18 protein-coding genes and 1 tRNA gene are annotated in these 25,361 nt (G+C 61.1%); 12 read left to right on the top strand and 7 right to left on the bottom strand.

The window, feature by feature from the left end:
- Positions 1–32 precede the first annotated feature (32 nt).
- Both CYU89_RS05190 and CYU89_RS05195 read left to right on the top strand, forming a co-directional pair.
- Positions 33–848 (top strand): glycosyltransferase family 2 protein, encoded by an 816-nt coding sequence (locus CYU89_RS05190; protein ID WP_296279167.1) that lies wholly within the window; start codon positions 33–35, stop codon positions 846–848.
- Entirely contained in the window at positions 848–1,876 is a 1,029-nt protein-coding gene (locus CYU89_RS05195; RefSeq protein ID WP_296279168.1) for a CDP-glycerol glycerophosphotransferase family protein, read from the top strand. The genes CYU89_RS05190 and CYU89_RS05195 overlap by 1 nt, the downstream gene beginning before the upstream one ends.
- 91 nt (positions 1,877–1,967) lie before the next feature.
- Here CYU89_RS05195 and CYU89_RS05200 read toward each other — a convergent pair whose 3' ends face one another.
- From CYU89_RS05200 to CYU89_RS05210, 3 genes are all read right to left on the bottom strand, one after another.
- Positions 1,968–3,494: a PH domain-containing protein gene (locus CYU89_RS05200; RefSeq protein ID WP_296279169.1), complete on the bottom strand. Its 1,527-nt coding sequence runs from the start codon at positions 3,492–3,494 to the stop codon at positions 1,968–1,970.
- Positions 3,494–4,000: a PH domain-containing protein gene (locus tag CYU89_RS05205; protein ID WP_296279170.1), complete on the bottom strand. Its 507-nt coding sequence runs from the start codon at positions 3,998–4,000 to the stop codon at positions 3,494–3,496. Before CYU89_RS05205 ends, CYU89_RS05200 begins: the two co-directional genes overlap by 1 nt.
- Positions 4,001–4,079: 79 nt before the next feature.
- A complete protein-coding gene (locus CYU89_RS05210; protein ID WP_296279171.1) occupies positions 4,080–4,979 on the bottom strand; it encodes a lauroyl acyltransferase in 900 nt (299 codons plus the stop codon).
- A gap of 92 nt (positions 4,980–5,071) precedes the next feature.
- On the opposite strand from CYU89_RS05210, the gene dtd reads away from it, so the two are divergent.
- From dtd to CYU89_RS05235, 5 genes are all read left to right on the top strand, one after another.
- Positions 5,072–5,512 carry a D-aminoacyl-tRNA deacylase gene (gene dtd, locus CYU89_RS05215; RefSeq protein ID WP_296279172.1) on the top strand — a complete coding sequence of 147 codons (441 nt, stop codon included), beginning with the start codon at positions 5,072–5,074 and terminating at the stop codon, positions 5,510–5,512.
- A gap of 99 nt (positions 5,513–5,611) precedes the next feature.
- The gene (gene rpoD / locus CYU89_RS05220) at positions 5,612–7,465 is read left to right on the top strand and encodes an RNA polymerase sigma factor RpoD (protein ID WP_296279173.1); all 1,854 of its coding nucleotides are present in this window, start codon (positions 5,612–5,614) and stop codon (positions 7,463–7,465) included.
- Positions 7,466–7,637: 172 nt separating this feature from the next.
- Positions 7,638–9,164 carry a glucan biosynthesis protein G gene (locus CYU89_RS05225; protein ID WP_296279174.1) on the top strand — a complete coding sequence of 509 codons (1,527 nt, stop codon included), beginning with the start codon at positions 7,638–7,640 and terminating at the stop codon, positions 9,162–9,164.
- A complete protein-coding gene (gene mdoH / locus CYU89_RS05230) occupies positions 9,152–11,095 on the top strand; it encodes a glucans biosynthesis glucosyltransferase MdoH (protein ID WP_296279175.1) in 1,944 nt (647 codons plus the stop codon). Before CYU89_RS05225 ends, mdoH begins: the two co-directional genes overlap by 13 nt.
- A tRNA-Ile gene (locus tag CYU89_RS05235) sits at positions 11,086–11,161 on the top strand. Before mdoH ends, CYU89_RS05235 begins: the two co-directional genes overlap by 10 nt.
- A 663-nt stretch (positions 11,162–11,824) precedes the next feature.
- On the opposite strand, the gene CYU89_RS05240 is transcribed toward CYU89_RS05235, so the two are convergent.
- Genes CYU89_RS05240 through CYU89_RS05250 form a run of 3 tightly spaced genes read right to left on the bottom strand, consistent with a single transcriptional unit; the run spans position 11,825 to position 16,786 of the window.
- The gene (locus tag CYU89_RS05240) at positions 11,825–13,192 is read right to left on the bottom strand and encodes a TniQ family protein (protein WP_296279176.1); all 1,368 of its coding nucleotides are present in this window, start codon (positions 13,190–13,192) and stop codon (positions 11,825–11,827) included.
- Complete coding sequence (locus CYU89_RS05245) at positions 13,179–14,249, bottom strand: hypothetical protein (RefSeq protein ID WP_296279177.1); 1,071 nt, start codon at positions 14,247–14,249, stop codon at positions 13,179–13,181. The genes CYU89_RS05240 and CYU89_RS05245 overlap by 14 nt, the downstream gene beginning before the upstream one ends.
- Positions 14,246–16,786 (bottom strand): DDE-type integrase/transposase/recombinase, encoded by a 2,541-nt coding sequence (locus tag CYU89_RS05250; protein WP_296279178.1) that lies wholly within the window; start codon positions 16,784–16,786, stop codon positions 14,246–14,248. The genes CYU89_RS05245 and CYU89_RS05250 overlap by 4 nt, the downstream gene beginning before the upstream one ends.
- Before the next feature lie 78 nt (positions 16,787–16,864).
- Between CYU89_RS05250 and CYU89_RS05255 the strand changes: the two genes are divergently transcribed.
- Positions 16,865–17,227: a helix-turn-helix transcriptional regulator gene (locus CYU89_RS05255; RefSeq protein WP_296279179.1), complete on the top strand. Its 363-nt coding sequence runs from the start codon at positions 16,865–16,867 to the stop codon at positions 17,225–17,227.
- A 176-nt stretch (positions 17,228–17,403) separates the two neighbouring features.
- Here the strand turns inward: CYU89_RS05255 and CYU89_RS05260 are convergent, their stop codons facing one another.
- Positions 17,404–17,646, bottom strand: coding sequence for a hypothetical protein (locus CYU89_RS05260; protein ID WP_296279180.1), 243 nt, complete (start codon positions 17,644–17,646; stop codon positions 17,404–17,406).
- A gap of 263 nt (positions 17,647–17,909) precedes the next feature.
- Here CYU89_RS05260 and CYU89_RS05265 point away from each other — a divergent pair, with 263 nt between their 5' ends.
- Genes CYU89_RS05265 through CYU89_RS05280 form a run of 4 tightly spaced genes read left to right on the top strand, consistent with a single transcriptional unit; the run spans position 17,910 to position 25,317 of the window.
- Positions 17,910–18,125: a helix-turn-helix domain-containing protein gene (locus CYU89_RS05265; RefSeq protein ID WP_296279181.1), complete on the top strand. Its 216-nt coding sequence runs from the start codon at positions 17,910–17,912 to the stop codon at positions 18,123–18,125.
- Complete coding sequence (locus CYU89_RS05270; protein ID WP_296279182.1) at positions 18,126–21,407, top strand: SNF2-related protein; 3,282 nt, start codon at positions 18,126–18,128, stop codon at positions 21,405–21,407.
- Positions 21,404–23,566, top strand: coding sequence for a DUF4391 domain-containing protein (locus tag CYU89_RS05275; protein WP_296279183.1), 2,163 nt, complete (start codon positions 21,404–21,406; stop codon positions 23,564–23,566). The genes CYU89_RS05270 and CYU89_RS05275 overlap by 4 nt, the downstream gene beginning before the upstream one ends.
- Before the next feature lie 2 nt (positions 23,567–23,568).
- Entirely contained in the window at positions 23,569–25,317 is a 1,749-nt protein-coding gene (locus CYU89_RS05280) for a hypothetical protein (RefSeq protein ID WP_296279184.1), read from the top strand.
- Positions 25,318–25,361: the final 44 nt, after the last annotated feature.

The following is a 25,361-nucleotide window of genomic DNA, read 5'->3' on the forward strand; positions in this document are numbered from 1 at the left end:
CACGCCGCGGACCGCGCGGGTAGAATCGGCGGATGCCTCTTCTTCCCGTTTCCCTCGTCGTCATCACCCACAACGAGGCCTCGAACATCGCGCGCTGTCTGGACAGCGTGCCCTTCGCCGCGGACAAGCTGGTGGTCGACAGCGGCAGCGAGGACGAGACGGTCGCGGTTGCCGAAGCGCATGGTGCGCGCGTAGTGCACCAGCCCTGGCTGGGCTTCGGACCCCAGCGCAACTTCGCCGACACCCGGGCCATCCATGACTGGGTGCTGGTACTGGATGCGGACGAATTCCTTTCTCCCGAACTGGCTGCCCAGCTCGAGGCCGGTTTGCCCGCGCTGATGACGTCCGACAAGGCCGGCGCCTGGTTGCGGCGACGTACCTGGCTGATGGGCGCGCCGATGCGCTGGTATCGCCCGATGGTGGGCGAGCGCATGGCGCGGCTGTACCACCGGGGGCGTGCGCGCTGGAGCGATGCGCGCGTGCATGAATCGCTGCGCTTCGACGGCGAAGCGCTGGAGTTCACTGCGCCGTTCAACCACGCCGACAACCCCAGCCTGGTGCACAAGCAGTTGAAGGTGCTGCGCTACAGCGAGCTGAAGGCGCTGGACTGGAACGACAAGGGGCGCCCGGTGCGGATGTGGCTGGCGCCGCTGGTGTACCTGGCCAGTTTCATCAAGGACTATCTGGTGCGGCTGGCGTTCCTGGATGGCTGGCGCGGCTTCATCATCGCGCAGACCGCCGCCAGCTACGCCGTGTACAAGCGCATGCGCTACTACGAAATGCAGCACAACCCCGCATCGATCGATGCCGCACACCGCAAGCTCGTCCGACACGAACTGGAACGCTGATGGCCAAGCATTACCTCCTCTACGGCTCGGAGCGCTACGCGCTCGCCATCCTGCGGCCGCTGCAGGATGCGATCCGCGCCCGCGGCGGCGAAGCCGCGTGGTTCTTCGACGGTCCCGGCGCGGAAGACCTGAGGCCGGACGAAAAACTGCTGGCCACCACGGAAGAGGTCCGGCGCTGGAACGCCATCGCCGTGATCACCGGCAGCAACGCGGTGCCGCACTTCTTCCCGGGGGTGAAGGTCGAAACCTTCCATGGCTTCGATGCCGGCAAGCCGCGGCACATCTACATCCGCGGCTTCTTCGATCTCTACTGCACCACCGGGCCGAACGATACGCGCGCGTTCTCCGAGATCGCCGCGCGCGTCGGCCACTTCAAGGTGGTCGAGACCGGCTGGCCGAAGATCGATCCCTTCATGCAGGAGATCGCCGGCGGCGTGCCGCCGGTGCGCGAACCGCCCGTCATCCTGTACCACTCGACGTTCTCGCCGTCATGGAGCGCGGCCGAGACGCTGTACGAGGAAGTGAAGCGGCTGTCGCGCAGCGGCGAATGGCGCTGGATCGTGACCTTCCATCCGAAGATGAATCCGGACACCGTCGCGAAGTTCCGCGCGCTGCAGAACGACCACCTCCGGTTCGCCGACGACGACAACATCCTCGACCTGTTCCCGCAGGCGGACATGATGTGTTCCGATACCTCGTCGGCGCTGAACGAGTTCCTGTTGACCCACAAGCCGGTGGTGACCTTCAAGAACCGCCGCCCCGGGCCGCAGCTGATCGATATCGATGACGCGGCGCAGTTCGAGCCCGCGATCCGTCGCGCGCTGGCCCGGCCGCCGGAACTGATGCAGGCCATCGTCGACTATGCGGACAGCATCCACCCGTATCGCGACGGGCGCTCCAGCGAACGGGTGCTGGACGCCATCGATGACTTCATCGCTGCCGGTGCACGGAATCCGCGCCCGAAGCCGATGAACCTGTGGCGCAAGCTGAAGATCCGGCGCCGGATAGGCTACTGGGGGCCGGCGTGAGCGAAGCTGCCGGCTGCCACCGTGCAGCGGCATCGCAAGCACCCTGGGGCTTGCCACCAGGGCGCATGTCGCAGCGCCCGAGATAGCTCCATCACCAGCGCATGCGATGCGCGGCCAGCGTGTCGCGTAGCTGCCGGTAAACGCTCTCGGCGTCACGCACAGGCACGAAGCGCAACGCCAGCGGTGCGGCGATCCCGTTCGCGCCTGCCGTGTCCAGCCAGAGCGTCGCGGTGCCGCAGGCATGGTCCAGCGGCGAGCGCGACAAACGCAGCGCCTGCAGTTTGTCGATTTCGGCGAAGCGCCAGTAGCGCGACCACCAGCCACTGCGCACGGCCACCAACTGGTTGTCCAGCGACCAGCCCATGCGCTGTGCCTGCCTGCGTGCGGCATGCCCGGCGAAGAGGATCCATGCCAGCCCCAGCCACGCCCACCCGCCGAGATGCCAGGCGGCGACACCGGTCGCCGGCAACAGGATCGCCAGCGAGGGCAACCACAGGCGCCAGCGCGCGGAAGCATCCACCGGCTGCCAGTCGTCGCGTGGCCATGGCGCGCGGGGCAGCAGGTGGCCGATCAGCGCGTCGCATGCGTCGGGGGTCGCAACCGGCGCGATGTCCTTCAGGGCGCGTGTGTCCTGCCCCGACTTGTCCGCGACGGCCGTATCGATGCGTAGCGAGCGTCGACGGAACAGGCGATGCAGGACGCCTTCGTGCAGGGTCCACGCCTGTATCCGCCGTCGCGCCACGCTTGTGCGCAGGCGAGCGAACAGGCCACGCTCCACCATCAGCCTGCGCGGCTCCTCGGTCAGCCGGAATCCGTGGAACTGCGACAGCGCCAGCGCGACCGAGAGCAGGCGTACCAGCGCCAGTGCGATGCCGATCAGGGCGACGCCGCCGGCCGCGCCCGTCAGCCAGCCCAGGTGCAGCTCCTCGGCATAACCGTAGGCCTGCCGCGCGCCTTGCCGGAAAAACTGCTCGATCATCCGCTCCGGCAGGATCTGCCACGCGGCACCGAATCCGGCGGCCACGACGATCATGCCGCGATTGGAGATAAGTCCCAGGCGGATGACGTCCAGCGTCGACAGGGACAGCAGCGTGGTGCCTTCGCGGGGCGCTGCCGCGTCCGGTTCGGACGACGCGGGCGCGGTCCCGTGCGCCTGATGTCGCACCAGGTCCTCCAGCGCCAGCGCGTCGCGAAGGCCGAGCACGCGCATCTGCGCCTCCGGCTTCTGCCCGCCCGCCGACTCCAGCCGGACTTCGGCGACACCGAACAGGCGGTGCAGCAGGGACTGGTGCACGACCACGTTGTGGATGCGCGAGAACGGAATCTCGCGGCGCGAGCGATGCAGCAGGCCTTCCCGCACCGTCAGGCCGTCGCGTCCGATGGTGTAGCGGTAGGTGAAGTACTGCAGGATCGCCAGCACGACCAGCACCGTGATGCCGATGACGGGTGCGAACGAGGCCCACAGCTCGCCGTCGCCACTGCTCTTGCGCGCACCGAACACCAGCAGCGCGACCAGCGGGAAGATGAACTGCTTGAGCTGCTGCAGCAGCACGAAGAGCCACGACCACGGATGCAGTCGGCGTTCGTCCGGCGCGGCGCCAGGGATGGCGTCGTCCATCACAGGGCGTCGTCGTGGTCGACCTGGGTGGCCAGGCGCTCGCGCAGGCGTTCCGCGTCGTCCGCATCCAGTCCGGAGACCGTGACGGCGGCCATGCGCGTGCCGGCCGTGTGAACCACGAGCGTGGACAGGCGGGCGTTGCGTTCCAGCGGTCCGCGTTTCAGGTCGAGATGCTGCACGCGCGAAATCGGCACGTGCGTTTCGCTCTGCCACCAGTTGCCGCGGCGCACGGCGAATCCCCGGTCATCCAGCCGCCAGCGCGTGCGGCGATGCCGCTTCACCGCCACCCAGGCGCCCAACCCCGCGCCGGCCAGCGCGGCCACGGGGACCGCCAGCCACGGCGACACCATGTCGGTGGCGCGCGACAGGAAGAACGCCGGGAAGCCGAACGGGAACAGCAGCGCCGCGCCGCCAAGGGCGGCGAGCCACGCGCCTCGGGTGGGCAGGGCCTGCCAGTCGGGGGATGGCGCAGCGTCGATCGCGGGCGTGTCCATGGGGTGGCTCATGCAGCAGGCGCATCCTCTTCGCGCGAACGTAGGCGAGGGGATGCGGTGCATCGCGCGTCATGCCATCCCCGGGTCCCGCTCAGCGGTAAGGATTGTCCTCGCCGCTGCCCGGTGGCCGCAGCGTATAGCGTTTGTAGGTCCACTGGTACTGCGCGGGATCGCGCCGGGCGATCCGCTCGACGGTTTCGTTGAGTGCGGTGACGGCGGTGACCGGATCCGCGTCGGCGATCGCCGGCGGTGCCGGCTCCACATGCAGTGCGAAGTCCGGCCCGGGGCCGATCCGTTCGCACCAGGCGAAGAGCACGGTCGCGCCGGTACGCTCGGCAAGCCGCGATACCAGCGTCATCGTCAGCGCGGGGGTGCCGAAGAAGGGTGCGAACTCGCCATCGCCGGCTTTCGGTTGCTGGTCGGGCAGGATGCCGACGGCGCCGCCTTCCTTCAGGACCTTCCACAACTGCCGCACCGCCGGGCCCTCGGCACGCACCTGGCGGATGTTGTCCGCGCCGCGAACGCGCAGCAGGAAGGCGTCGCCCACCGGCGACGCCGGGGGGCGGTACACGATGGCGAGCGGGCCGCGCGAGGCCAGCCACTGGTTGAGCAACTCCCAGTTGCCGAAGTGCGGCGCCGCCACGATCACTCCCTTGCCGCTGGCCAGTGCTGCGTCGTACAGCGCCTCGCCGTGGCGTTCGCGCAGGCAAGCGAGGTTGTCGGCGGGCTTCCGGGTCCAGAAGCGGAGCGTTTCCAGCGCCTGGCGCGCGGTGGTCCGTAGGATCGCCTGGTGCAGGTCCTCGCGCTGGCTGGGCAGCAGGTCGGGATAAGCGATCTCCAGGTTGCGGCGCGCGACGCGACTTTCGCGCGCGTCCGCCTTCCGCCAGACCCACGCCATCGCATCCCCCAGCGCGCGCAGCCACGGCCAGGGGAGGCGCCCGACCAGGGCGGCGGCGTGGTAGCCAAGGGCGGCGAAGGTGTCCGGTTTCATCCGCCGAGTGTAGCCAACCCGCACGCCCCGGCTTCTGATGGCCGCGCATGTCCCGCTATCCTGCCCGCTGCTTCGACCCTGGACTTACGCCCATGCTTTCCCTGATCCAGCGCGTGACGCAGGCGACCGTGACCATCGACGACGCGGTCGTCGGCGCGATCGAAGGGGGCTTGCTGGCGTTGGTGGCAGTAGAGCCCGGCGACACCGAGACCCAGATCGCGCGCATGGCCGAGCGGTTGCTGGGCTACCGCGTCTTCGCCGACGACGCGGGGCGGATGAACCGCTCCCTCGCCGACACCGGAGGAGGCCTCCTGCTGGTCAGCCAGTTCACGCTGGCCGCCGACACCCGGTCGGGCATGCGTCCCAGCTTCACCACCGCCGCCCCGCCCGCCGAGGCTGAACAGGGCTTCAACCGGTTGGTGTCGATCTGTCGCCAACGGCATGCCGGAAGGGTGGAAACGGGGCGTTTCGGCGCCCATATGGTGATCAGCCTCGTCAATGACGGGCCCGTGACCTTCCTGCTGCGTCCCTGACGTTCCTTCCTTGCCAAGGGTGGGCTTCAGGAACGGAAGCCGGCCCGGGCTGGTATAATACGGGGTTCTCCCTTCCTTACTCCCGGTGGCGCAACCTCCATGGCCAACGAACGTCCTGCCCAGCAGTCCGACATCAAGCTCTTGATCAGCAAGGGCCTGGAGCAGGGCTATCTGACTTACGCCGAAGTCAACGACCACCTCCCCGACGACATCGTCGATCCGGAGCAGATCGAAGACATCATCGGCATGATCAACGGCATGGGCATCGATGTCCATGAAGTCGCCCCCGATGCAGAGACGCTGCTGCTCGCCGACGGCAATACCGGCAACCGCGAAGTCGACGAGACCGCGGCGGAAGAAGCCGCCGCGGCGCTGACCTCGCTCGACACCGAAGGTGGCCGTACCACCGACCCGGTGCGCATGTACATGCGCGAGATGGGCACCGTCGAACTGCTGACCCGCGAAGGCGAAATCGCCATCGCCAAGCGCATCGAGGAAGGCCTGGGCCAGGTGCAGGCGTCGCTGGGCAACTTCCCGTGGTCGATCGAACTGCTGCTGGAAGAATACGAACTGCACAAGGCAGGCAAAAAGCGCCTGGCCGAAGTGGTCGTCGGCTTCAACGACATCGAGGAGCCGGCTGAAGAAGTGCCGGCCGCCGAAGAAGTGGTCGAAGCGGCGGACGACGATGCCGATGACGACGATGCCGGCGACGACACCGCCGAGGAAGCGGCCCCCACGGGTCCCGATCCCGAGGAAGTCGCCCGTCGCATGCAGGTACTGGCCGACGGCTATGCCAAGTTCAAGAAGTCGTATGCGAAGAACGGCGCCGACAACAAGGCGGTCGTCAAGCTGCGCACCGAGCTGGGCGAAACCTTCGTCACCCTGAAGCTGCCGCTGCCGCTGACCGACACGCTGGTGCGCAAGCTGCGCGAGGTCGTGGCCCAGGTGAAGGACCACGAGCGTCGCGTGCTGCACCTGTGCGCCAATGTCGCCAAGATGCCGCGCAAGGAATTCCTGCGCGCCTGGGAAGGCAACCAGACCAACCTCGGTTGGGTGGACGAAGTGCTGAAGCGCAAGCAGAAGTGGTCGTCCGGCCTGCGCGACGTACGCGAGCAGATCGTCGCCGAGCAGGAGGCCACCATCGCCGTCGAGCAGGCGATGCATCTGACGCTGGCCGACATCAAGGACATCAGCCGCGCGATGGCCTACGGCGAAGCCAAGGCACGCAAGGCCAAGAAGGAAATGGTCGAGGCCAACCTGCGCCTGGTGATCTCCATCGCCAAGAAGTACACCAACCGCGGCCTGCAGTTCCTCGACCTGATCCAGGAAGGCAACATCGGCCTGATGAAGGCGGTGGACAAGTTCGAGTACCGCCGCGGCTACAAGTTCTCGACTTACGCGACCTGGTGGATCCGCCAGGCGATCACCCGCTCGATCGCCGACCAGGCCCGCACCATCCGCATCCCGGTGCACATGATCGAGACGATCAACAAGCTCAACCGCATTTCCCGCCAGATGCTCCAGCAGTACGGCCGCGAGGCCACGCCGGAGGAGCTGGCCAAGGAAATGGACATGCCCGAGGACAAGATCCGCAAGGTCATGAAGATCGCGAAGGAACCGATCTCCATGGAAACCCCGATCGGCGACGATGAAGACTCCCACCTGGGCGACTTCATCGAGGACACCAACGTCGAGTCCCCGATCGAGAACACCACCAACATCAACCTGTCGGAAACGGTCCGCGACGTGCTCGCCGGCCTGACCCCGCGGGAAGCCAAGGTGCTGCGGATGCGTTTCGGCATCGACATGAATACCGACCACACCCTCGAGGAAGTCGGCAAGCAGTTCGACGTCACGCGCGAGCGCATCCGCCAGATAGAGGCGAAGGCGTTGCGCAAGCTGCGCCACCCGTCGCGCTCGGAACAGCTGCGCAGTTTCCTCGATATCGACTGACGCGAAGAACGCGGTGTTTGCACCAACGAAGCGCGGCCCTTGATGGGCCGCGTTTCTTTTTGGTGCGACGAGATGCGCCAGCGGCGTGATGTGTTCTCATCGTCATCACGCGATCGTCGTTATGCTGTCGCGACCCCACGAGTCAGACTTTCGCGTGCAGCGACGGGACGCCATGAAATCCGTCCTTGCCATCGCGTTGCTGGGCACCATGCCCCGCGTGATGGCGCAGGCCACCCGAGCCGCGGACACCGCCGCGACCCCCGCACGATTTGATCTGGAAACGGTTCCACGCCTGGCGCGCGCGCTGGCGCGGCAGCCGTATCGCGCCCCCGACGCCCAGCTGCCTGCATCGCTGGACACCGGTTACGACGCCTACCGCGATCTGCGCTTCGACCAAGCGCAGGCGATCTGGCGAAAGGAGGGCCTGCCCTTCCAGTTGCAGATGTTCCATCGCGGCTTCCTGTTCAAGCAGCGCGTCGAACTGCATCGCGTGCACGATGGCGTCGCCACGCCCATCGCTTATTCGCCTGACCTGTTCGCGTTCCCGCCCGGTGTCGATCCGGGCATGCGGGACGACATCGGCTTCGCCGGGTTCCGCGTGCACACGCCACTGAATAAGCCCGGCGTGTACGACGAACTGATCGCGTTCCTGGGGGCCAGCTATTTCCGCGCACTGGGCAAGGGGCATGCCTACGGTCTGTCGGCGCGCGGCCTGGCGCTGGGCAGCGGCGACGCCGGGGAGGAAGAGTTCCCGCTGTTCCGCGCGTTCTGGATCGAACAACCCGCGCCCGGCGCGCGTCGCCTGGTCGTGCACGCGCTGCTCGACAGCCCCAGCATCGCCGGTGCGTTCCGTTTCGAGATCCTGCCGGGCGACGAGACCGTCATCGACGTGCAATCGCGCCTGTTTCCCCGCGTCGATCTCCCCCGTGCGGGCATTGCGCCGCTGACCAGCATGTTCGAGTTCGACGCCGGCGATCGCGTCGGTACCGACGACTATCGGCCTGCGGTGCACGACTCCGACGGACTGGCGATCCTCAACGGCCGAGGCGACCAGATCTGGCGGCCCTTGAGCAATCCGCGGCGCGTGCAGATCAGTGCCTTCGCCGATGCGGGTCCGCGTGGTTTCGGCCTGATGCAGCGAAAGCGCGGGTTCGCCGACTATGCGGACATCGAGGCGCGCTACCACCAGCGCCCCAGCCTGTGGATCGAGCCACGCGGCGACTGGGGCAAGGGCGCGGTGACGCTGGTCGAAATTCCCACCGGCGACGAATACCACGACAACATCGTCGCCTTCTGGCGCCCGGAGCAGCCGCTGCGCGCCGGCCGTGAGCATCGTTTCGACTATCGCATGCACTGGTGCGATGCGCATCGCTGGAAAGCCGACCTGGCCATCGTCGCCGATACCCGCATCGGTGCCGCGCCGGATCCGGCACGGCGCCTGGTGGTGCTCGATCTCGAAGGGGGGCGCCTTGCCTCGCTGCCGCGCGATGTCCGGCTGACGCCCGACGTCTGGTCCGCCCGTGGCGAAGTGGTCGGCGCGGTGGTGTATCCGAATCCCGAGACGCAGGGGTGGCGCCTCAGTTTCGAGTTCCGCCCGCAAACGCAACGTGGGGACGACCGCGACGTCGAGTTGCATGCGCGCGTCCTCGAGGGCCACGCGCCGCTGTCCGAAACCTGGCTGTATCGATGGAGCCCGTGACCATGCACGATGCACACTCGCCGTCGCCTTCCTGGCTGCCGCCGGAATCGCCGTTGCCCATGCCGGTGCAGGATCTGCGCAATGGCCGCCTGTCTTCGCGCCGCCTGCCGACGTCGCCCTGCGGGATCGCCTGGCGCCGCGCAGGGGTGATGGGCATGGCGGTCGCGATGACGCTGTTCGCCACCTACCAGATCTGGTGGGTGCTGCGGGGAGACGGCATCAGCATGCTGGAGGGCGTACTGCTGGCGCTCTTCGTCGCCTTGTTCGCCTGGATCGCCCTGTCGTTCTCCAGTGCGCTGGCAGGATTCGCGTTGCTGCTGTCGAAGCGTCCGCACCCGCTCGGCATCGACGAGGGTCACCGGCCATCGCTGACGACACGCACGGCACTGCTCGTGCCCACGTACAACGAAGACCCGCAGCGGGTGCTGGCCGGCGTGCAGGCGATGCATGAATCGTTGGTGGATACCGGTCAGTCCGCTTGCTTCGACTTCTTCATCCTCAGCGACACCACAGACGAGGATGTGCGACGGAAAGAGGTCGTGGCCGTGCACGCGTTGCGGCATCGCCTGGGCCCGGACGCGCGCGTCTTCTATCGGCGCCGGGAGAAGAACACCGAACGGAAGGCCGGCAACATCGCAGACTGGGTACGCCGCTTCGGCGGCGCGTATCCGCATCTGCTGATCCTGGATGCGGACAGCCTGATGACCGGCGAGACGCTGGTGAGGCTGTCGGCGGCAATGGAACGCGAGCCGATGCTCGCCCTCATCCAGACGCTGCCGATGATCGTCAACGGGCGCACGTTCTTCGCACGCATGCAGCAGTTCGCCGGGCGCGTCTACGGTCCCGTGGCGGCGCACGGCATCGCATGGTGGCATGGGGCGGAGGGCAACTACTGGGGCCACAACGCCATGATCCGCACGGCCGCCTTCGCGCGCCACGCGGGCCTGCCCCGGTTGGGGGGTGGCAAGCCGTTCGAAGGCGCCGTGCTTAGCCACGACTTCGTCGAAGCCGCACTGCTGCGTCGCGGTGGCTGGGCGGTGCACATGGTGCCCGGCATGGGCGGCAGCTTCGAAGAAGGACCGCCGTCGCTGATCGACATGCTCGTGCGCGATCGCCGCTGGTGCCAGGGCAACCTGCAGCATGGCGCCGTGCTGCCCGCGCGTGGTCTCCATTGGATCAGCCGAATGCACCTGATGGTGGGAATCGGCCACTACGCCACGGCGCCCATGTGGGCCATGCTGATGCTGGTGGGTCTGGCGATCCCGCTGCAGCAGGCGGGTTTCCACTTGTCGCAACCGCAGCTCGACGGATTCACGCCCGCGCTCTACTGGCGTGGCGGTGATCCCGAGCGTTTCCTGTGGGTCTTTTACCTGACCATGGCGGTGCTGCTGGCGCCGAAGGTCATGGGGTGCATCGCCACGATGCTCGATGCGCCGTTGCGTCGGCAGTGCGGCGGTGCGCTGCGCATCGCCGGCAGCGCGCTGCTGGAGACGATGATGGCGGCCCTGATGGCGCCCGTGACCATGTACGTGCAATCGCGGGGCGTGGCCGAAGTGCTGGCCGGGCGCGACTCCGGGTGGGAAACGCAACGTCGCGATGACGGCAGCGTGCCGCTCGCGGGACTGGTGCGCCGCTACGCCGGCCTAAGCGTGTTCGGTGCCTTCAGTGGCGTGCTTGCGTACCTGGTGTCACCGGCGTTGGCCGCATGGATGGCCCCGGTGGTGATGGGCATGGTGCTTTCCGTGCCGCTCAACCTGTTGACGGCATCGCCCTCGCTCGGCGACCGCTTGCGCAGGGCAGGCTGGCTGCGCACCCCGGAAGAAGCCGCGCCGCCCACGATCCTCGCGCGTGCGCTCGAGCTCCGCACGCCGTTCGTCGAGGCACCGTCCCCTACCGCCTCCGGTACAATTCCGGCGGCGGAGGGCCTATAGCTCAATGGTTAGAGCAGAGGACTCATAATCCTTTGGTTCCAGGTTCGAGTCCTGGTGGGCCCACCAACCGCTTGAGGCCGTGAGGCCTTGTGCGCGATCCAAGCGAGTTTGGCCAGTTCGGCCAAACCTTGATGGACGTCCGGCAAGTTTGGCCAGAAAACAATCGCGGTGGAGTGTAATCGCCTGTACAGATTCTGTTCGATCAGCTCATACGGGTAGTAGGTGCAGATTCCGCTTAAATTCGACAGCCGCGCTGGCGAGGACTGAACACGGCGCTGGCGCCTGGTCACTTCGACGTGATGCCCGCCATCAGCGATAAGCTGGCATCACGTTGCGCTGTTCGGGCGGCCAAACAGGGACTGCGCCCACGCCATCATCTCCTCGTGGGTCATAGTCCGACCCGCATCCACATCGGCAAGTTCAGCCAACGTGCGCTGGTGCTTCTCTTCGTCCGCTGGCATTGGTAAGCCTGCCAACAAGTCAATATTGGGCAAGTTCATATTAAGGCGCCGCAAAAGCTTGCAGGTCACTATAGTGCACAGCGAAAACAATACAGGCGGCCGCTTAATTGCGAAGCGATATGGGCTTAGAACCGCTATCCGCGAAAGCGGACATTGTTGGCATCGGTTAGTAGAGCTGCCGTTCCGTTCAAGCCGTCCAGGCCAACGCTGGCGCCGTGTTTAATCCCGCCGTCAGGGTGTCCCGTCGATTATCTGAACCAGATTCCGGTCACGTTGGGCCAGTCTGAATCCTTGGCTTGTGAAGGTTGTTAGCCTTTCGATACTTCTTGTATGCCCTACTGCTAAACATCTTGGTGAGTGCGGCTGACACGGCACGCCGCGCGCGATACACCCCAAGCCCACAATCATTGACTACAGCTGTTACTAAGTGATCATGACTGGGGAACTTGGTAGATGGATAATCTAGAACTGGGCCAGCCAGAAGATAGGCAATAGCACGCTGGTGATTGGCCGAGGCCATCATTTGATCAAGCCTCCTTCGATGCGATCCAAGCTGGGAAATCTCATCCGACAACTTGTAGTTCAGAAATCCGACGGAAACGCCAAACTCCCTCGCAATCGCTGCCTTCGAAGTTACTCGCTGGCCTGCCTTCTTCTTCAGCTCCTTCAGAATCCGGCGCCTCAACTCCTTCAGAAGTTCAGGGGGGCGCAGAGGCTTCCGATCGATGGGAACGTCGAGGCGGGCAAACTCGAACATGCAAGCCGATTTCGCTGCGCCAGCAGGGTCAGAAAGCAAATGAACTGGATTAATCCCAAAGGCCGTGCAGCGCCTGATAAGAGTAGGAAATCTAGGAGGGGTTATCTCGCGATTGGTCTGCGGCCGCCTCGGGGCATCGTACGCATACTTTGAAATTTTCTTCCCCACGGCATTCATGTACGTAGAGAATTCCCGAATGAATATTTGCCAGGCATCTTTGGCAACGACGAGTTGTCCGGAAGACAGTTCCGAGACCAATTGAACGCATTCCTTCTCGTGGAGATGTGGGTTGGGGTCGTGTCTCCAACTTGATGGCGGTGCTTGCAGTGAGTGTTTGCATCGGCAGCAGAGATGCATCCTGCCCAAGTGATGGTAGCGGGGCTGCAAGGCGCCGCACTGGGGACAATTGGCTTCAAGGGTCAATTTATGCTCTGGGCATCGGCCAATGAATGGAATGGCCCAAAGAAGCCGGTCATATACAGCACCGATAGATCTGAGGTCGTCGGCATGGCATGCGGGACACCATGCGCGTCCATCGCGAACCAAACCAACACCGTTGCTTCCAAGCGCCGTTCCAAGAGGCAAGAAAGTTGTTCGGATGAGATCGGGCGACCCTGTCGCTGCGGATACAATATCAAGGTACGCGCTTACGTTGGCCCCGATACCACAGAACATGGGATTAAGAGTGTTTATGACATTGATCTTCGCGCGATTGTCGAGTGGGTTCTTTAGCAGCCACCATTTTCGAAGATGCGTGGTCATCACGTAAATGGAAACACTGTGTGCTACTGCCATTCTGCAGAGCAATGATCCAAACGCCTCGATCGCCGAAGGCTCTTCACCAAGTGGAGAAATCGGAAAGTACTCAGTCATCATCATGGAGCGCAATCTCCATTGCTGCATTCCGCCTTGGGCTACGCTCAAATGGAGTGCGCTTCTGCTTCGGGGAATCTCCCGTACTCTGGGCGGCAGTCTGATCTTCCGAAGCTCGCCGCTCAGGAGTTGCAATTGGGAACTCCGAGCTGGATCGAAGCGCCTCCCTGCCTTTCCTTATATCTAGCGCGATAGATCTTCGCTCCTTTTCTGGAGGGGCGCATTCTCTAAGAGTCGCCGCATCGATGGGCTGATGTCTGGCTTTCGCCAACATGCTGCATTTCCAGAGATGCTTATCGAGAAGTCCAAATGTTCCATTGTTCCAGTAGAGGAGACTTACTGTTTCATCGACTAGAAGCGTTTTTGGTTTCAGATCGAGCTTTACGCTGTAAGTCTTGAGTATCCGAGCCCACGTCTCAACGTCTGCCGGATCGTCCTTGGAATAATTGCCAAAATCGAAATGAATGACTCGTCCGCAGAAATGTGACGAGTCGAAAAGCCCTTTGTAGGCCATCTCATACCCGCCGCAAGCAATGAGAGAGCGTTCGATCGCGCATGTTGACTTGATCGACTCAAGAATTGCGGCTCTCAGTTCTGGGTCACGCGTTCTTGTTAGAAGATGAGCCTCGTCAAGGCATATGCGGCGTGTGAACCTATTCTGGAACGCTTCCTTTAGAGCAATACGAAGAGTTGACTCATCTCTTCCTTTCGATGGAAAGTAGTGATCATTCTCGTCAAGTGCGCCGATGTGCTTGTAAATAGGATGATTCAGTTCCTTCAGCAACTCGATGCCGATCCACTTCGGCTTCGTGCGCCCTTCGCTAACAGTTTCGACCTGAAGACCAACAATAGGGATCGACCCAGGGCGTTCATCTTTGAAGGATGCCCGGAGAATGGGCACGACCTCATTGAAAATTACAGATTTTCCGCACTGTGTTGGGCCAAGAAGAGCGAGTGCAATCCCATCAGTTGCATCTCGACATAGAGGGACGAACTCGTCTCGGGCGCGCTCAAGAAGGGGGTGCTTGATGATGCCGCCTGTCACACGTGATACCCGATTCATGTGGGCGACTCATCTTCGTACGGTTCAACGTCATCAAAGCTGAAAGGCACAAAACCAGCCGACTCAGATACGTTATCGGGGCTGGCATTCTTGGCGCCAGGCGCCGAACTCGGGACTTCCCTGCGATCTGCAATTTCGCGGAGCTTCTCATGGACGATTTCCGCAGCGCAGCGGTTCATGTCGTTGGTGAGCTCAGCGCGGAGCGCGGAAAGATCATGGCGCTCAGCAGTCTTGAAGAGTAGGCTGGATTCTGACATGGCTGCTTGCAGTGCTGAGTTCGAGTTCCTGCACTCCAGCCACTTTCCTTCGATGCACACATAGATCACCGAATCGTCATATGGCTCGAGCCGCACGGATATGTCCTTCTTGTATCCGCGGTAATTCAGAAGTCGTGGCGAGCTGTACCACTTATCGCTGACATGAATGCCGCGACCAGTCCAAAGCTTGTAGTTCGTATCGGGCGACTCGATTGACGTTGCTATCAAGAACTTGAGGTCCCAAGTAACCTTGCGTCCGCTGTGCGGGTAGAACTTATGGGCCTGTAGGCGGATCGCCGAACGAGAAGACAACTCTCCGGGCTTCAAGCCGTTGTTATAGCCCTGAAAAACAAACGCCTCGATCGCTTCAAAGGCTTCGAGCAGGGTCAGGCTAGAGTTCTTTGTTGCCTTGAATGCGGCTGAGACCGCGCGAGCTCGTTCGATGCTGATTCCGAACCCAGGAAGTCCACGGACGAAACGGTCTTTGAAGTCTTTGAAGAGGCGCTCGACCTGCTGACCGAAGCGGGGATCTTCAGGTGGGCGCTCGCAGCGCACCACGCGCAACGTGGCGAGCATGACAAGAAAGTGGGCGCTCTTAAAATCGCTTCCACCATCGGTGATTATCATCTCAGGCAAGCGACCGTGACGACGAACGCAATCACGAATTACCATTGTGCAGGCCTTCTTGCTTGGATCCGAGAAGGACAGCCAGATGGCGAGGACCTCGCCAGTGAACGCATCGACCATCGCGGTCAACCAAGCGCGCTTAGTGATCTTTGCCCCGTTGACGTAGCCAACGACAAGATGAAGATCGGTTTTCCAGTGGTCGATGTGGGCAACTGCGAATGGTCGCGTTGCAATGATTGTCTTGGTTTCTGGGTCAAACGAGTCGGCTTGTTCGTTCTCGAGGCGTCTTCCACCGCGACTGAATGAATCTTCTTTGTGAAGCGGCGTCTTGTCCCAGTATGTGTAGAAGGTTGAGCGGCAGATTGGCTGATCGTCGAAGAAGTCAAGATCGATCTTTGCTTGCGGGAATGCCTCTTTATAGGCTTCGTAGCACGAATGAATGGACGGGTCGTTTGGATCGCCCTTTCCCGCGCGAATGAATGCCTGAAGATAGGTCTGATGAACCGAGCTAATGAGCGGATCGCTGTTGCCGCAGTTCAGCCACCTCGGAACGATGCTGCCAATATCCCCGTTTGATTCACGAAACGCTTTGCGATGTCTCCTGATCGTGCGATCTGAGACGGGTTTGCCTCGCGCGTTGACACGCGTTGTGCCTTGGATAATTGCCAACCGTGCAGCGACCTCGACCTCATGCCTTGGGTCCATTACATCGTGTGCGTTGACGTCCGCTGAGTGAAGCAGCTCTGCAAGCCCCTTACTCGACTCCTGCGCGCGCTTTGCCAAGCCTAAAGTTGTTGACACCCAGACGCTACTTGGATCAGAAAGCGTGACCTTATCAAGGTCAGCAAAGAGTTCTTCGGAGTTCAGCAGCTGAAGAATGGGAGTTTGATCAGTTTCGCCGATGCGTTCGAGTAAGTCAGAAACTCTCATCGTGGATTCGTGCTTGAAGAGCTGACGAATGCCGTGCCTAGCTTTCCGGTAGTGCTTCGTATCTGGAGCTTCGCGAGCGCTTGAGAGCAATCGCAAGTTGTCTGCGCGGAGGGAGCTAAGCGCACTGATGGGAACGACGATGAGGCAGATTCCGAGTGCATTGAAGTAATGAGCCGCAGGAAGATAGTGGTACCCGTTCTCATCGACGTTCCAATCGCTTGGCCGTTCACGTACCAGGCGTTCGAGTTCTGCGTCGCTCTTGATTTCGTAGGCGCACACCCGCTGCTTGTCGACCACCAGGTAGTCAACCGTATATGTCGTTCGTGTCCGCCGGCCAATACTGTCGGTGATGCAGAGCTTGATGCTGATGGGCTGGTCAAAGACAGCCAGTAGATCATCGCGCCGGTCGAGCTCAACGAGGAAGTGGTACTCCCCCGTCATCGACTCGGCTTGCAGAACCACCCTTGGGATACTTCTGAGCGGAACCTCGAGGATCAGGTTTCGCCTTCTCTTGCGACCCACTTTTCGGGCTGGAGGCGAAACTCCAGTCTCTAGAATGTAGGTGAGTCCAGGAGGCGGCAGGTTGAGCCGCCTAAGGGATTCGGCGGTTAGCTTCTGCACCTTCTCCCCTGCTTGGACTAGGGCCTCCTCCAGGTCCTGGCACGGCGCTTCGAGCGCGGCCCGTATGTCTTGTAGGGTCTGATCCATAGTCAGATCGGTCACGTGATCCAAGACTCTTTACAATATAGACCAATGAGAGGAAAAAGACAAGATTCTCGACTTTTTGGAAAGAATCTCAAGATGGAGCGTGTCCGTCTAGGGCTGAATCAGTCCGCTCTCGCACAAGTGGGAGGCGTCAGCAAGGCAACCCAAGTGGCCTACGAGGCTGATAGCACCAAGCCTGATGCCAGCTACCTATCGCATGTAGCTGAGGCCGGGGTAGACGTGCATTGGCTGCTGACAGGCCGGCGTGCGACTGCTGGGGTGCAGTGGGAGCTGATCTTTGACCTCTTGGCTCTTATAGACGAGTGGATGGTCGAACGTGGTAAGCCAACATCGACGTCGGAGCGAAACGACCTACTTCGTACGCTGTACGCTCAGTTCTGTACGGACAATCGCATCGACGTTGAACAGATGCGCGCGACTTTCCGGTTGGTGAAATGAGCGATCACGATCAATCCAGTAGGCCAGGCCTCTCGCCACGTGAGATCCAAGAAGTACGAAGGAAACTTCGTGAGCTTGATGGAAGGCCCTCTCTGGGGAGTCGCATCGGTAAAGTCATGTCTTATCCGCCTACCACTTCTGGCAACGTCAAGCGCTACAGGTTCGGCGTCAGTCTTCTACTTCTGGCGATCTTCTTGATGTTGGTGGTTGTCGTGCTTCCAAGTGACGATCGGCGTCTGTACTTCGCCGGCTTCGCTGTTGTGATGGTCCTTATCGCGGCTTGGCAGATTGATCTGGCGAAGAAGCGATAGCGCGCAGGCATCACGCTGGTTTACGGCGAACGCGGATTCGGTCCCACCGGGCGGGCCGGCAAGCGTGAAATAGAAGCATGTGCTCTCCCAAGGATCCGTCGATCCCACGGGGTGCGCATTGGCAAGGCCGTCTGCGCGCCGCCCCTGACGAGCCGAGTTTTGCACTCCAGCCAGCTAGTGTCTTGGCCATATCCATCACCTAAGTCATTGCAGAATCGCGGTAGGCCGGCCCGAATCAGTGGCGATTCGCGTTAGTTCGATTGCGCCAAAGCGCACTTGTTGACGACGCTTGGGCTCATGGTCAAAAAATGCAGGGGTGTGGGAGAATTGGCTAATCTTGGCAAGACGCCGCCAAGCAGGGGACAACCTAGATGGGCACTACCGATTCGAGCGGGGAAATCCTGACGCTGGAGGAGGTCGCTGCGTTCCTGAAAGCCGGGAAGCGGACGGTGTATCGCTTTGCCCAGAACGGCGATATCCCCGCCTTCAAGCTTGGCGGCACGTGGCGCTTCCGTCGCTCGGAGCTGGAACGCTGGATCGATGCGAACTCCAACCAACACCCCCCTGCCAAGAAGGGGGGTGACTGAATGGAGATCATCGACAACGTCAGCCGCTTGCTTGGCGACGACCTCAAACGTTCCCTGAAGCCGGGCGCCAAGCTCAAGGTCGCTGCCTCCTGCTTCTCCATGTATGCCTACGAGGCACTGAAGTCCGAACTGGAGCAGATCGAGGAGCTGGACTTCATATTCACCTCGCCTACCTTCCTGCCGGATGAGGTCACCGACCGGATTCGTAAGGAGCGGCGGGAGTTCCATATCCCCAAGCTGGACCGGGAGCGCAGCCTGTACGGCAGCGAGTTCGAGATCCAACTGCGCAACAAGCTGACCCAGCGCGCCGTGGCTCGCGAGTGCGCCGATTGGCTACGGCGCAAGGCGACATTCAAGAGCAACTGCAGCAAGGCCCCAATGCAGCAATTCGCCTGCGTCCAAGCTGACGCAGCGGATATGGCCTATATGCCGCTGCACGGATTTACCGCTGTTGACCTGGGCTATGAGTCGGGGAATGCCGTCTCCAACCTGGTCAACAAGATGGACGAGCCCAGTTTCACCGCGACCTGGCTTAGCTTGTTCGACCAGATCTGGAACGACCCGGAGAAGCTGGAGGACGTGACATCGCAGATCTGCGAGCACATCGCCACCGTCTATCGGGAGAACTCGCCGGAGAGCATCTACTTCCTAATGCTCTACAACATCTTCAACGAGTTTCTGGATGACATCGACGAAGACGTATTGCCCAACGACCGAACCGGCTATCAGGACACGTTGATCTGGAACAAGCTCTTCAACTACCAGAAGGACGCGGCCACCGGCATCATCAACAAGCTGGAGACGTACAGCGGCTGCATCCTTGCCGACAGCGTCGGCTTGGGCAAAACCTTTACCGCGCTGGCGGTCATTAAATACTACGAGCTTCGCAACAAGTCCGTCCTAGTGTTGTGCCCGAAGAAGCTGGCGGACAACTGGCTCAACTACAACCGCAATCTCAAGACCAACATCCTCGCTCGCGATCGATTTAGTTACGACGTGCTGTGCCACACCGACCTGAGCCGCACCAGCGGCGAGTCCTTCGGTACGCCGCTGAATCGCATCAACTGGGGCAACTACGATCTGGTCGTCATCGACGAATCGCACAATTTCCGGAACAACGACGCCTACAAGGACAAGGAAACCCGCTACCAGAAGCTGATGAACAAGGTCATCCGCGAAGGCGTGAAGACAAAGGTGCTGATGCTTTCCGCCACGCCGGTCAACAACCGCTTCAACGACCTGCGCAACCAGCTGGCTTTGGCCTACGAAGGCGATTCCGAGAACCTGAGCAAAAAGCTTCGTACCAGCAAGTCTGTGGAAGAGGTCTTTCGCAATGCGCAAAAGGCCTTCAACGTCTGGTCGAAGCTACCTCCGGAGGAGCGGACTCCCCGCGCCATCTTGGACGGGTTGGATTTCGATTTCTTCGAGCTGCTGGACAGCGTCACCATTGCTCGTTCGCGCAAGCACATCCAGACCTTCTACGACACCAAGGACATCGGTCCGTTCCCCGAACGACGCAAGCCGCTGTCGTTCCAAAGCACTCTATCCGATCTGGATAGCTGCCCTAGCTTCAACGAGATCTTCGAGAAGCTTTCCCGACTCAAGCTGTCGGTGTACGCCCCGGTGAGCTACATCCTTCCCAGTTGCATGGCGAAGTATGCGGAGATGTACGACACCAAGGTGGGCAGCAAAGGCACCTTGCGACAGGCGGATCGCGAGAAAAGCTTGCAGGCGCTTATGACGGTCAACCTGCTGAAGCGCCTTGAAAGCTCTGTCGCGGCATTCCGGCTTACCTTGCAGCTGCTGCGCAAGAACCACCTACGCACACTGGACAAGATCGTCAACTTCCGCCAGGTCGGCGGCGGCAGCGTTGAGGACATGACCGAGGCGCTGGGAGAACTGGAAGCCGACGACGACGATCTGCTCGACCTGGAGCAGGGCGCCGATATCGGTGGCAAGGTTAAAATCAACCTAGCCGACATGGACCTGCCCCGCTGGCAGTTCGACCTTGGCCAGGATCTTGAGTACATCGAGGACGTGCTGTCCCTGATGGAGAAGATCACCCCGGAGCACGATGCTAAGCTTCAGCACCTCAAAGCGCATGTACTGGGGAAGATCGCTAATCCGATCAACGCGGGTAACAAGAAGGTACTGATCTTCACCGCCTTCGCCGACACGGCGGACTATCTGTACGCCAATCTGGCTCCGGCGCTGTCGGCTGCGCACAAGCTGCACACAGCCAAAGTCACCGGCAAAGGCTCGCCCAAGTCCACCTTGGCCAAGGGTTATGACTTCCAGGAACTGTTAACGCTGTTTTCACCGCGGTCCAAGGACAAGGACATCGTCCTGCCCAACGAGCTGGCGGAAGTCGATATCCTAATCGGCACCGACTGTATTTCCGAAGGCCAGAACCTTCAGGACTGCGATTACCTGATCAACTACGACATCCACTGGAACCCGGTTCGCATCATCCAGCGTTTCGGCCGTGTGGACCGAATCGGCTCGCAGAATGCCAGTATTCAGCTGGTCAACTATTGGCCGGACATTTCACTCGATGAGTACATCCGACTGAAGGAGCGTGTCGAAAGCCGGATGATGATCGCCGACGTCACCGCCACTGGCGATGACAATGTGCTGTCAGCACAGGCAAACGATGTCTCCTATCGCAAGGAGCAGCTGCGCCGCTTGCAGGAAGAAGTCATCGAGCTGGAAGATTTGAAGACCGGCGTGTCCATCACAGACCTTGGCCTCAACGACTTCCGCATGGACTTGCTGAACTACGTCAAGGCGCACGGCGAATTAGAGAGGTCGCCCAATGGCCTGCATGCCATCGTGCCCGCCAATTCGGAGCTGGGTCTACAACCCGGCGTGTTCTTCACCCTGCGCAACCGCAATACGGGCGTAAACCCACCTACCCATCTGCCGCAGCACAACCGTCTGCACCCGTTTTATCTGATCTACATGGGCCAAGACGGGCAGGTTATTCACGACCACACCGAGGTCAAACGCCTGCTCGATCTAGCACGCAGTTGCTGCAAGGGCCAAGACCGGCCATTTGCAGATCTCTGCCACGCGTTCAACAAGGCCACCACCGATGGCCGCAACATGCGCCCCTATTCTGACCTCCTAGGCGAAGCCATCCGCTCGATGATCGAGGTCAAAGAAGAGAAGGACATCGACAGCCTGTTCTCGCCTGGAAAGACCAGTGCGCTTACTCAGACCATTTCCGGTTTGGACGATTTTGAGCTGGTCTCGTTCCTCATCGTACAGGAGGTAGCGTGAGCGACGCCGAACATCCTGCCCTGATTGCATGGCCTGACACTGCGAAGGTCAATCGAACCGTTCCGAAGTCGAAGTTCTACGAACACGGGGCCGTAAATTCGCGCCTGAAAGATCTGTTCGTCAAGGAAGTCGAACATGTCACTTGGCTATACAAGTTGGCTTCGGAAACCATCAACCTGCCTGCCAAGGACGGCGTGTCGGAAATTCAGGTTTTTGGCGTCCAGCTGAAGACACCTGAACTGAGTCACGAGGTTCTGCGCTGCATCGATGGGGTCATCGAACATCCGATTCTCTTTGAGCTTTACCACGCCGACCTCATACAGGTAGTTGCCTGCTTCAAACGCCCGCGCGGCGGAGACGGCGGAGGCAAGCTTCTCCTCTCCGAGTACTTCGGAACTGGTTGGCGGCCCGCCGACAGCCCGCGTACCGGCTTGCCCATTAGCCTAAGCCTGAACGTCTTGTACGAACGCCTGTTGCTGCGGCTGATTCCGCTGCCGGCTCGCCCGCGGGAGCCTCTTCGGGCTCTGATCGATCGCCTTGGAAGCGTTCGCGCCATGGAGCGCGAACTGGACAAGTCCATCTCATCCCTTGAGAACGAAAGGCAGTTCAATCGTAAGGTTGAGCTAAATGCCGCCGTACGCAAACTAAGGACTCAGCTGGATCAGCTTGGCTATCGCAAGCTGAGTGCCCCCGCGAACAGAACTGAGCTACGCAATATGGCAGAACAACCAGAGATCACCCTGAGTGAGGTCATCGAGTCGATCGATCTGAAGTCTTTGAATGACCTGCTTACACAGGTGATGAGGCAGCAGCAGCAACAGGCCTTGCTCAAGGATACGAATCTCGGGCAAGTGGTCGACGCCGTCGTGAATCTCGCGGCGACCGCACCCGCCGACGAAGAACTTTTTGCAGCGGCGATACTAGGACGAGTTGCCGCCGTTGCACGTGGGCGCGAGAACGAAGTTCATTCCCGCGTGAACGAGCTTTTCACGGGCGAGCCACCATCTATCGAGACCTTGGCGGACGGCGACGCCAAGGAGTATGCCGCCAAGATGCTGGCTTACACCGAGGCGGAATGGCTCTCCGGCTACTGCGCCCACGAAGCCCTGGCGATTGACACTGCCAACAATGCTCGCAAGGAGCTGCTTCGAATCCTGCTAAGCAACAGCGAAGACTTGGCGGGCTTCATCCGTCACTTGATCGAAGTGGCGGGGATCGTAAAGGACATCGAATCTCCCGACACCCGCATCAAGCGCGTTCGCAGAATCTTCGAGTCGATTGCTGAAGTAGTAAGAAACTACGAAGGGAACGTCGGCCTGGAGCCCGGCACCGCTTTGGCAAGTCTGACTGAAAACTTCCTGCGCGGCGCAACCACTGCAGACACGGATGCGCTTCATGCCAGCTTAGATGCTGCCAACGGCGTACTCGTTCGCGTGATCGAGCTGCGCTACTCCCATGCACTTCACGGGGAAACTTACCGGCTATTGCAGGACAGCAAGAAACTGCTCACGCCAGGCCCATGGACACGCTACATCGAAGCCTCGGCCGTGATCCCCAAAGTGCAGATGAACCTCCTGGAAACAGCACTTGTCCTTGCTCGGCAAAACCGAACCGACAAAGAAATTCTGCGCGCGATGGAGGCCAGTTGGCCTTCCACGCCAATCATAACCAGTGCCATCAGGCTGCATTTCAAAAAAGCGGTTGATGTTGATCCGGAAGTGGCCGACTACTGGCTGAAGGTTGGCCGCGTCTCGCAAAGCGAACGAGCTGCGGAGCACAAGCTCGGCAACACTGAAGACCAGCAGATCGGCGAGCTGCTGATCCAGCTCGATGCTAACCGGGACAGCATGGGCAAGTTGAACAGTGCCGTCGTGCCTGTCTTGAAGACTTTCGATGCCTATCAGGCTGCCACGGTCGAGCGCGCTGCCACTGGCTACGAGAGCATCGCTCAAGTCGCCGAGCGACTGGCTCGCATGCGTAAGCTGAGCAAGACCGACCTATTGGGCAGCATCGTCGAATACAACCCCATCGAACACGATATGGAAGGCGGCCATCGTTCCGGCATTCGCCGCGTCAAAGTAGTGCGCGACGGCATTCTGAAAGAGTTCGGCGGAAAGATTAAAACACTTGTAAAGCCCCGAGTTGAGCCTGAGGAATAGACATGGAATTCACGAAAGCGAAAATCATCCTCGCCAATCTGCGCGAGCGCATCGAAGTCGGAAGCGACGGCAAGTTCCGTCTCGAAGGCGTCATCACCCAGCGCGAATTGGAAGCATTGGACTTCTTTGTTTCCAATCAGCCCGACAGCCCTGATTCGCTCTCCACTCCAATCGCTGCCCCGCCCAGTCCTAAACCAGCGCTTGTTAAGCCGATTGTTGGCTCGACTGCCGAACCGCAGACCTCTCTGCCTGAGCCAGAACCGACGGTGGAAGAGCCCGTCACGCTGGACTTGTCCACGCTGTCTTTGCCTGAAGCCGATGCAACCTATCGCGTCTGCCTCGACTTCGGTACCGCCATGTCCAAGGCAAGCTTCGTTCATGACAACGAAGATGTGGATGTGGAGGACATCCAGGTACTGAAGCTAGGCATCCCTGGCGATCAAGAGGAAATCGACGAGGTCATGCTGGTTTCCTCGGTTTTCATCGACGCTGATGGGCTCCTATGGTTCGGCCAGAACGCCGTTAAGCATGCCGTAGATGGCAGCGGATCCCGGATCGACAACATCAAGCGCGCCCTGTCCGAAGGCAACTTGAACGTTCCCGTGGACACCACCTATAACCCGACATCGCAACCGCTCACCTACAAGGATGTCGTCCTCGCCTATCTGACCTTCTTCACATGGGCGATCGGCTATGCGCTTCAGAACGATGTCGAGTCCCCCGTGGTGGCGAGCAATTTCAAGCGGCGCTTTGCCATGCCGTGCTTCCCACGGGCGAACGCGCGCATGGTGGAGGGTGAGCTGAGAGCCCTGCTAGGCGAGGCGCAGATCCTTGCTGACACCTTCGGCGATGAGATCCACGCGGGCCTGCCCCTTAATCGCTTCCTCTCGGCTTTGAAGCAGTTGCGTACCGAGAAGCGCGACTACACCTTTATTGAAGGTAGTGTCACCGAGCCGCTAGGTGTGGCGGGCTCCCTGCTTAGCTGGCAGGCCAACCACGACTCACTGGCGCTGGTGGTGGACATCGGTGCAGGCACTAGCGACTTTAGCTTGTATCGACTGAAAGTTACCGTGAATGACGACGGCAGCATCGATAAGACCAGGACCACAGCCGGCGAGGTGGATGGAACAGCACGCGGCATCACCGAGGCGGGCAATCACCTCGATAAGCTTCTTAAAGGTTTCATCCTGCAAAAGGCTGGTGTCAGCGGCTCGCACGATAGGTTCCAGAACATCAGTCACGCGCTTGAACGCGACATCCGCGACTACAAGGAGTCCCTTTTCAATTCCGGGTCCGTCTATGTCCCTCTTTACAACGGGGAGGCGGTGGACGTCTCACTAACCGAGTTCCTGGCATTGGATGAAGTCACAGCCTTCGAGAAGTCCTTGCGCAAGACGCTGGTCGAGATTCTCGAGTCCGCAGATAAGGAATGGATCAACTGGGTACAAGCCAATCCGAGCCATAATCTCACCATCGTATTGACTGGCGGCGGTGCCACCTTGCCCATGGTCCGGAAATTGGCGGAAGGTACGGTGACGGCGCACGGTAAGACCATCCCGGTTGCAGCGGCAAGATCCTTCCCGGAATGGCTGCGCACCGGCTATCCAGATCTGGAAACCCCTTACCCACGCATCGCGGTCTCGCTCGGCGGCGCGCGCCGAAACCTCATTCGTTCGATGGGTGTTTTGAAGAGCACCGGCTTTGGCGGAGGTAGTCCCACTCTTGGCAGCTATCCAACCAAGGGCATTTGATCCTTCTGACTGAACGTGATCAATGCATCGCCAACCTCCATTCG

Source organism: Pseudoxanthomonas sp. (genome assembly GCF_002863005.1).
GTDB lineage: Bacteria > Pseudomonadota > Gammaproteobacteria > Xanthomonadales > Xanthomonadaceae > Pseudoxanthomonas_A.

Coding starts and splice junctions, on each gene's coding strand:
- CYU89_RS05190 (WP_296279167.1), top strand. CDS start 33: ATGCCTCTTCTTCCCGTTTCCCTCGTCGTCATCACCCACAACGAGGCC.
- CYU89_RS05195 (WP_296279168.1), top strand. CDS start 848: ATGGCCAAGCATTACCTCCTCTACGGCTCGGAGCGCTACGCGCTCGCC.
- CYU89_RS05200 (WP_296279169.1), bottom strand. CDS start 3,494: ATGGACGACGCCATCCCTGGCGCCGCGCCGGACGAACGCCGACTGCAT.
- CYU89_RS05205 (WP_296279170.1), bottom strand. CDS start 4,000: ATGAGCCACCCCATGGACACGCCCGCGATCGACGCTGCGCCATCCCCC.
- CYU89_RS05210 (WP_296279171.1), bottom strand. CDS start 4,979: ATGAAACCGGACACCTTCGCCGCCCTTGGCTACCACGCCGCCGCCCTG.
- dtd (WP_296279172.1), top strand. CDS start 5,072: ATGCTTTCCCTGATCCAGCGCGTGACGCAGGCGACCGTGACCATCGAC.
- rpoD (WP_296279173.1), top strand. CDS start 5,612: ATGGCCAACGAACGTCCTGCCCAGCAGTCCGACATCAAGCTCTTGATC.
- CYU89_RS05225 (WP_296279174.1), top strand. CDS start 7,638: ATGAAATCCGTCCTTGCCATCGCGTTGCTGGGCACCATGCCCCGCGTG.
- mdoH (WP_296279175.1), top strand. CDS start 9,152: ATGGAGCCCGTGACCATGCACGATGCACACTCGCCGTCGCCTTCCTGG.
- CYU89_RS05240 (WP_296279176.1), bottom strand. CDS start 13,192: ATGATGATGACTGAGTACTTTCCGATTTCTCCACTTGGTGAAGAGCCT.
- CYU89_RS05245 (WP_296279177.1), bottom strand. CDS start 14,249: ATGAATCGGGTATCACGTGTGACAGGCGGCATCATCAAGCACCCCCTT.
- CYU89_RS05255 (WP_296279179.1), top strand. CDS start 16,865: ATGGAGCGTGTCCGTCTAGGGCTGAATCAGTCCGCTCTCGCACAAGTG.
- CYU89_RS05265 (WP_296279181.1), top strand. CDS start 17,910: ATGGGCACTACCGATTCGAGCGGGGAAATCCTGACGCTGGAGGAGGTC.
- CYU89_RS05270 (WP_296279182.1), top strand. CDS start 18,126: ATGGAGATCATCGACAACGTCAGCCGCTTGCTTGGCGACGACCTCAAA.
- CYU89_RS05280 (WP_296279184.1), top strand. CDS start 23,569: ATGGAATTCACGAAAGCGAAAATCATCCTCGCCAATCTGCGCGAGCGC.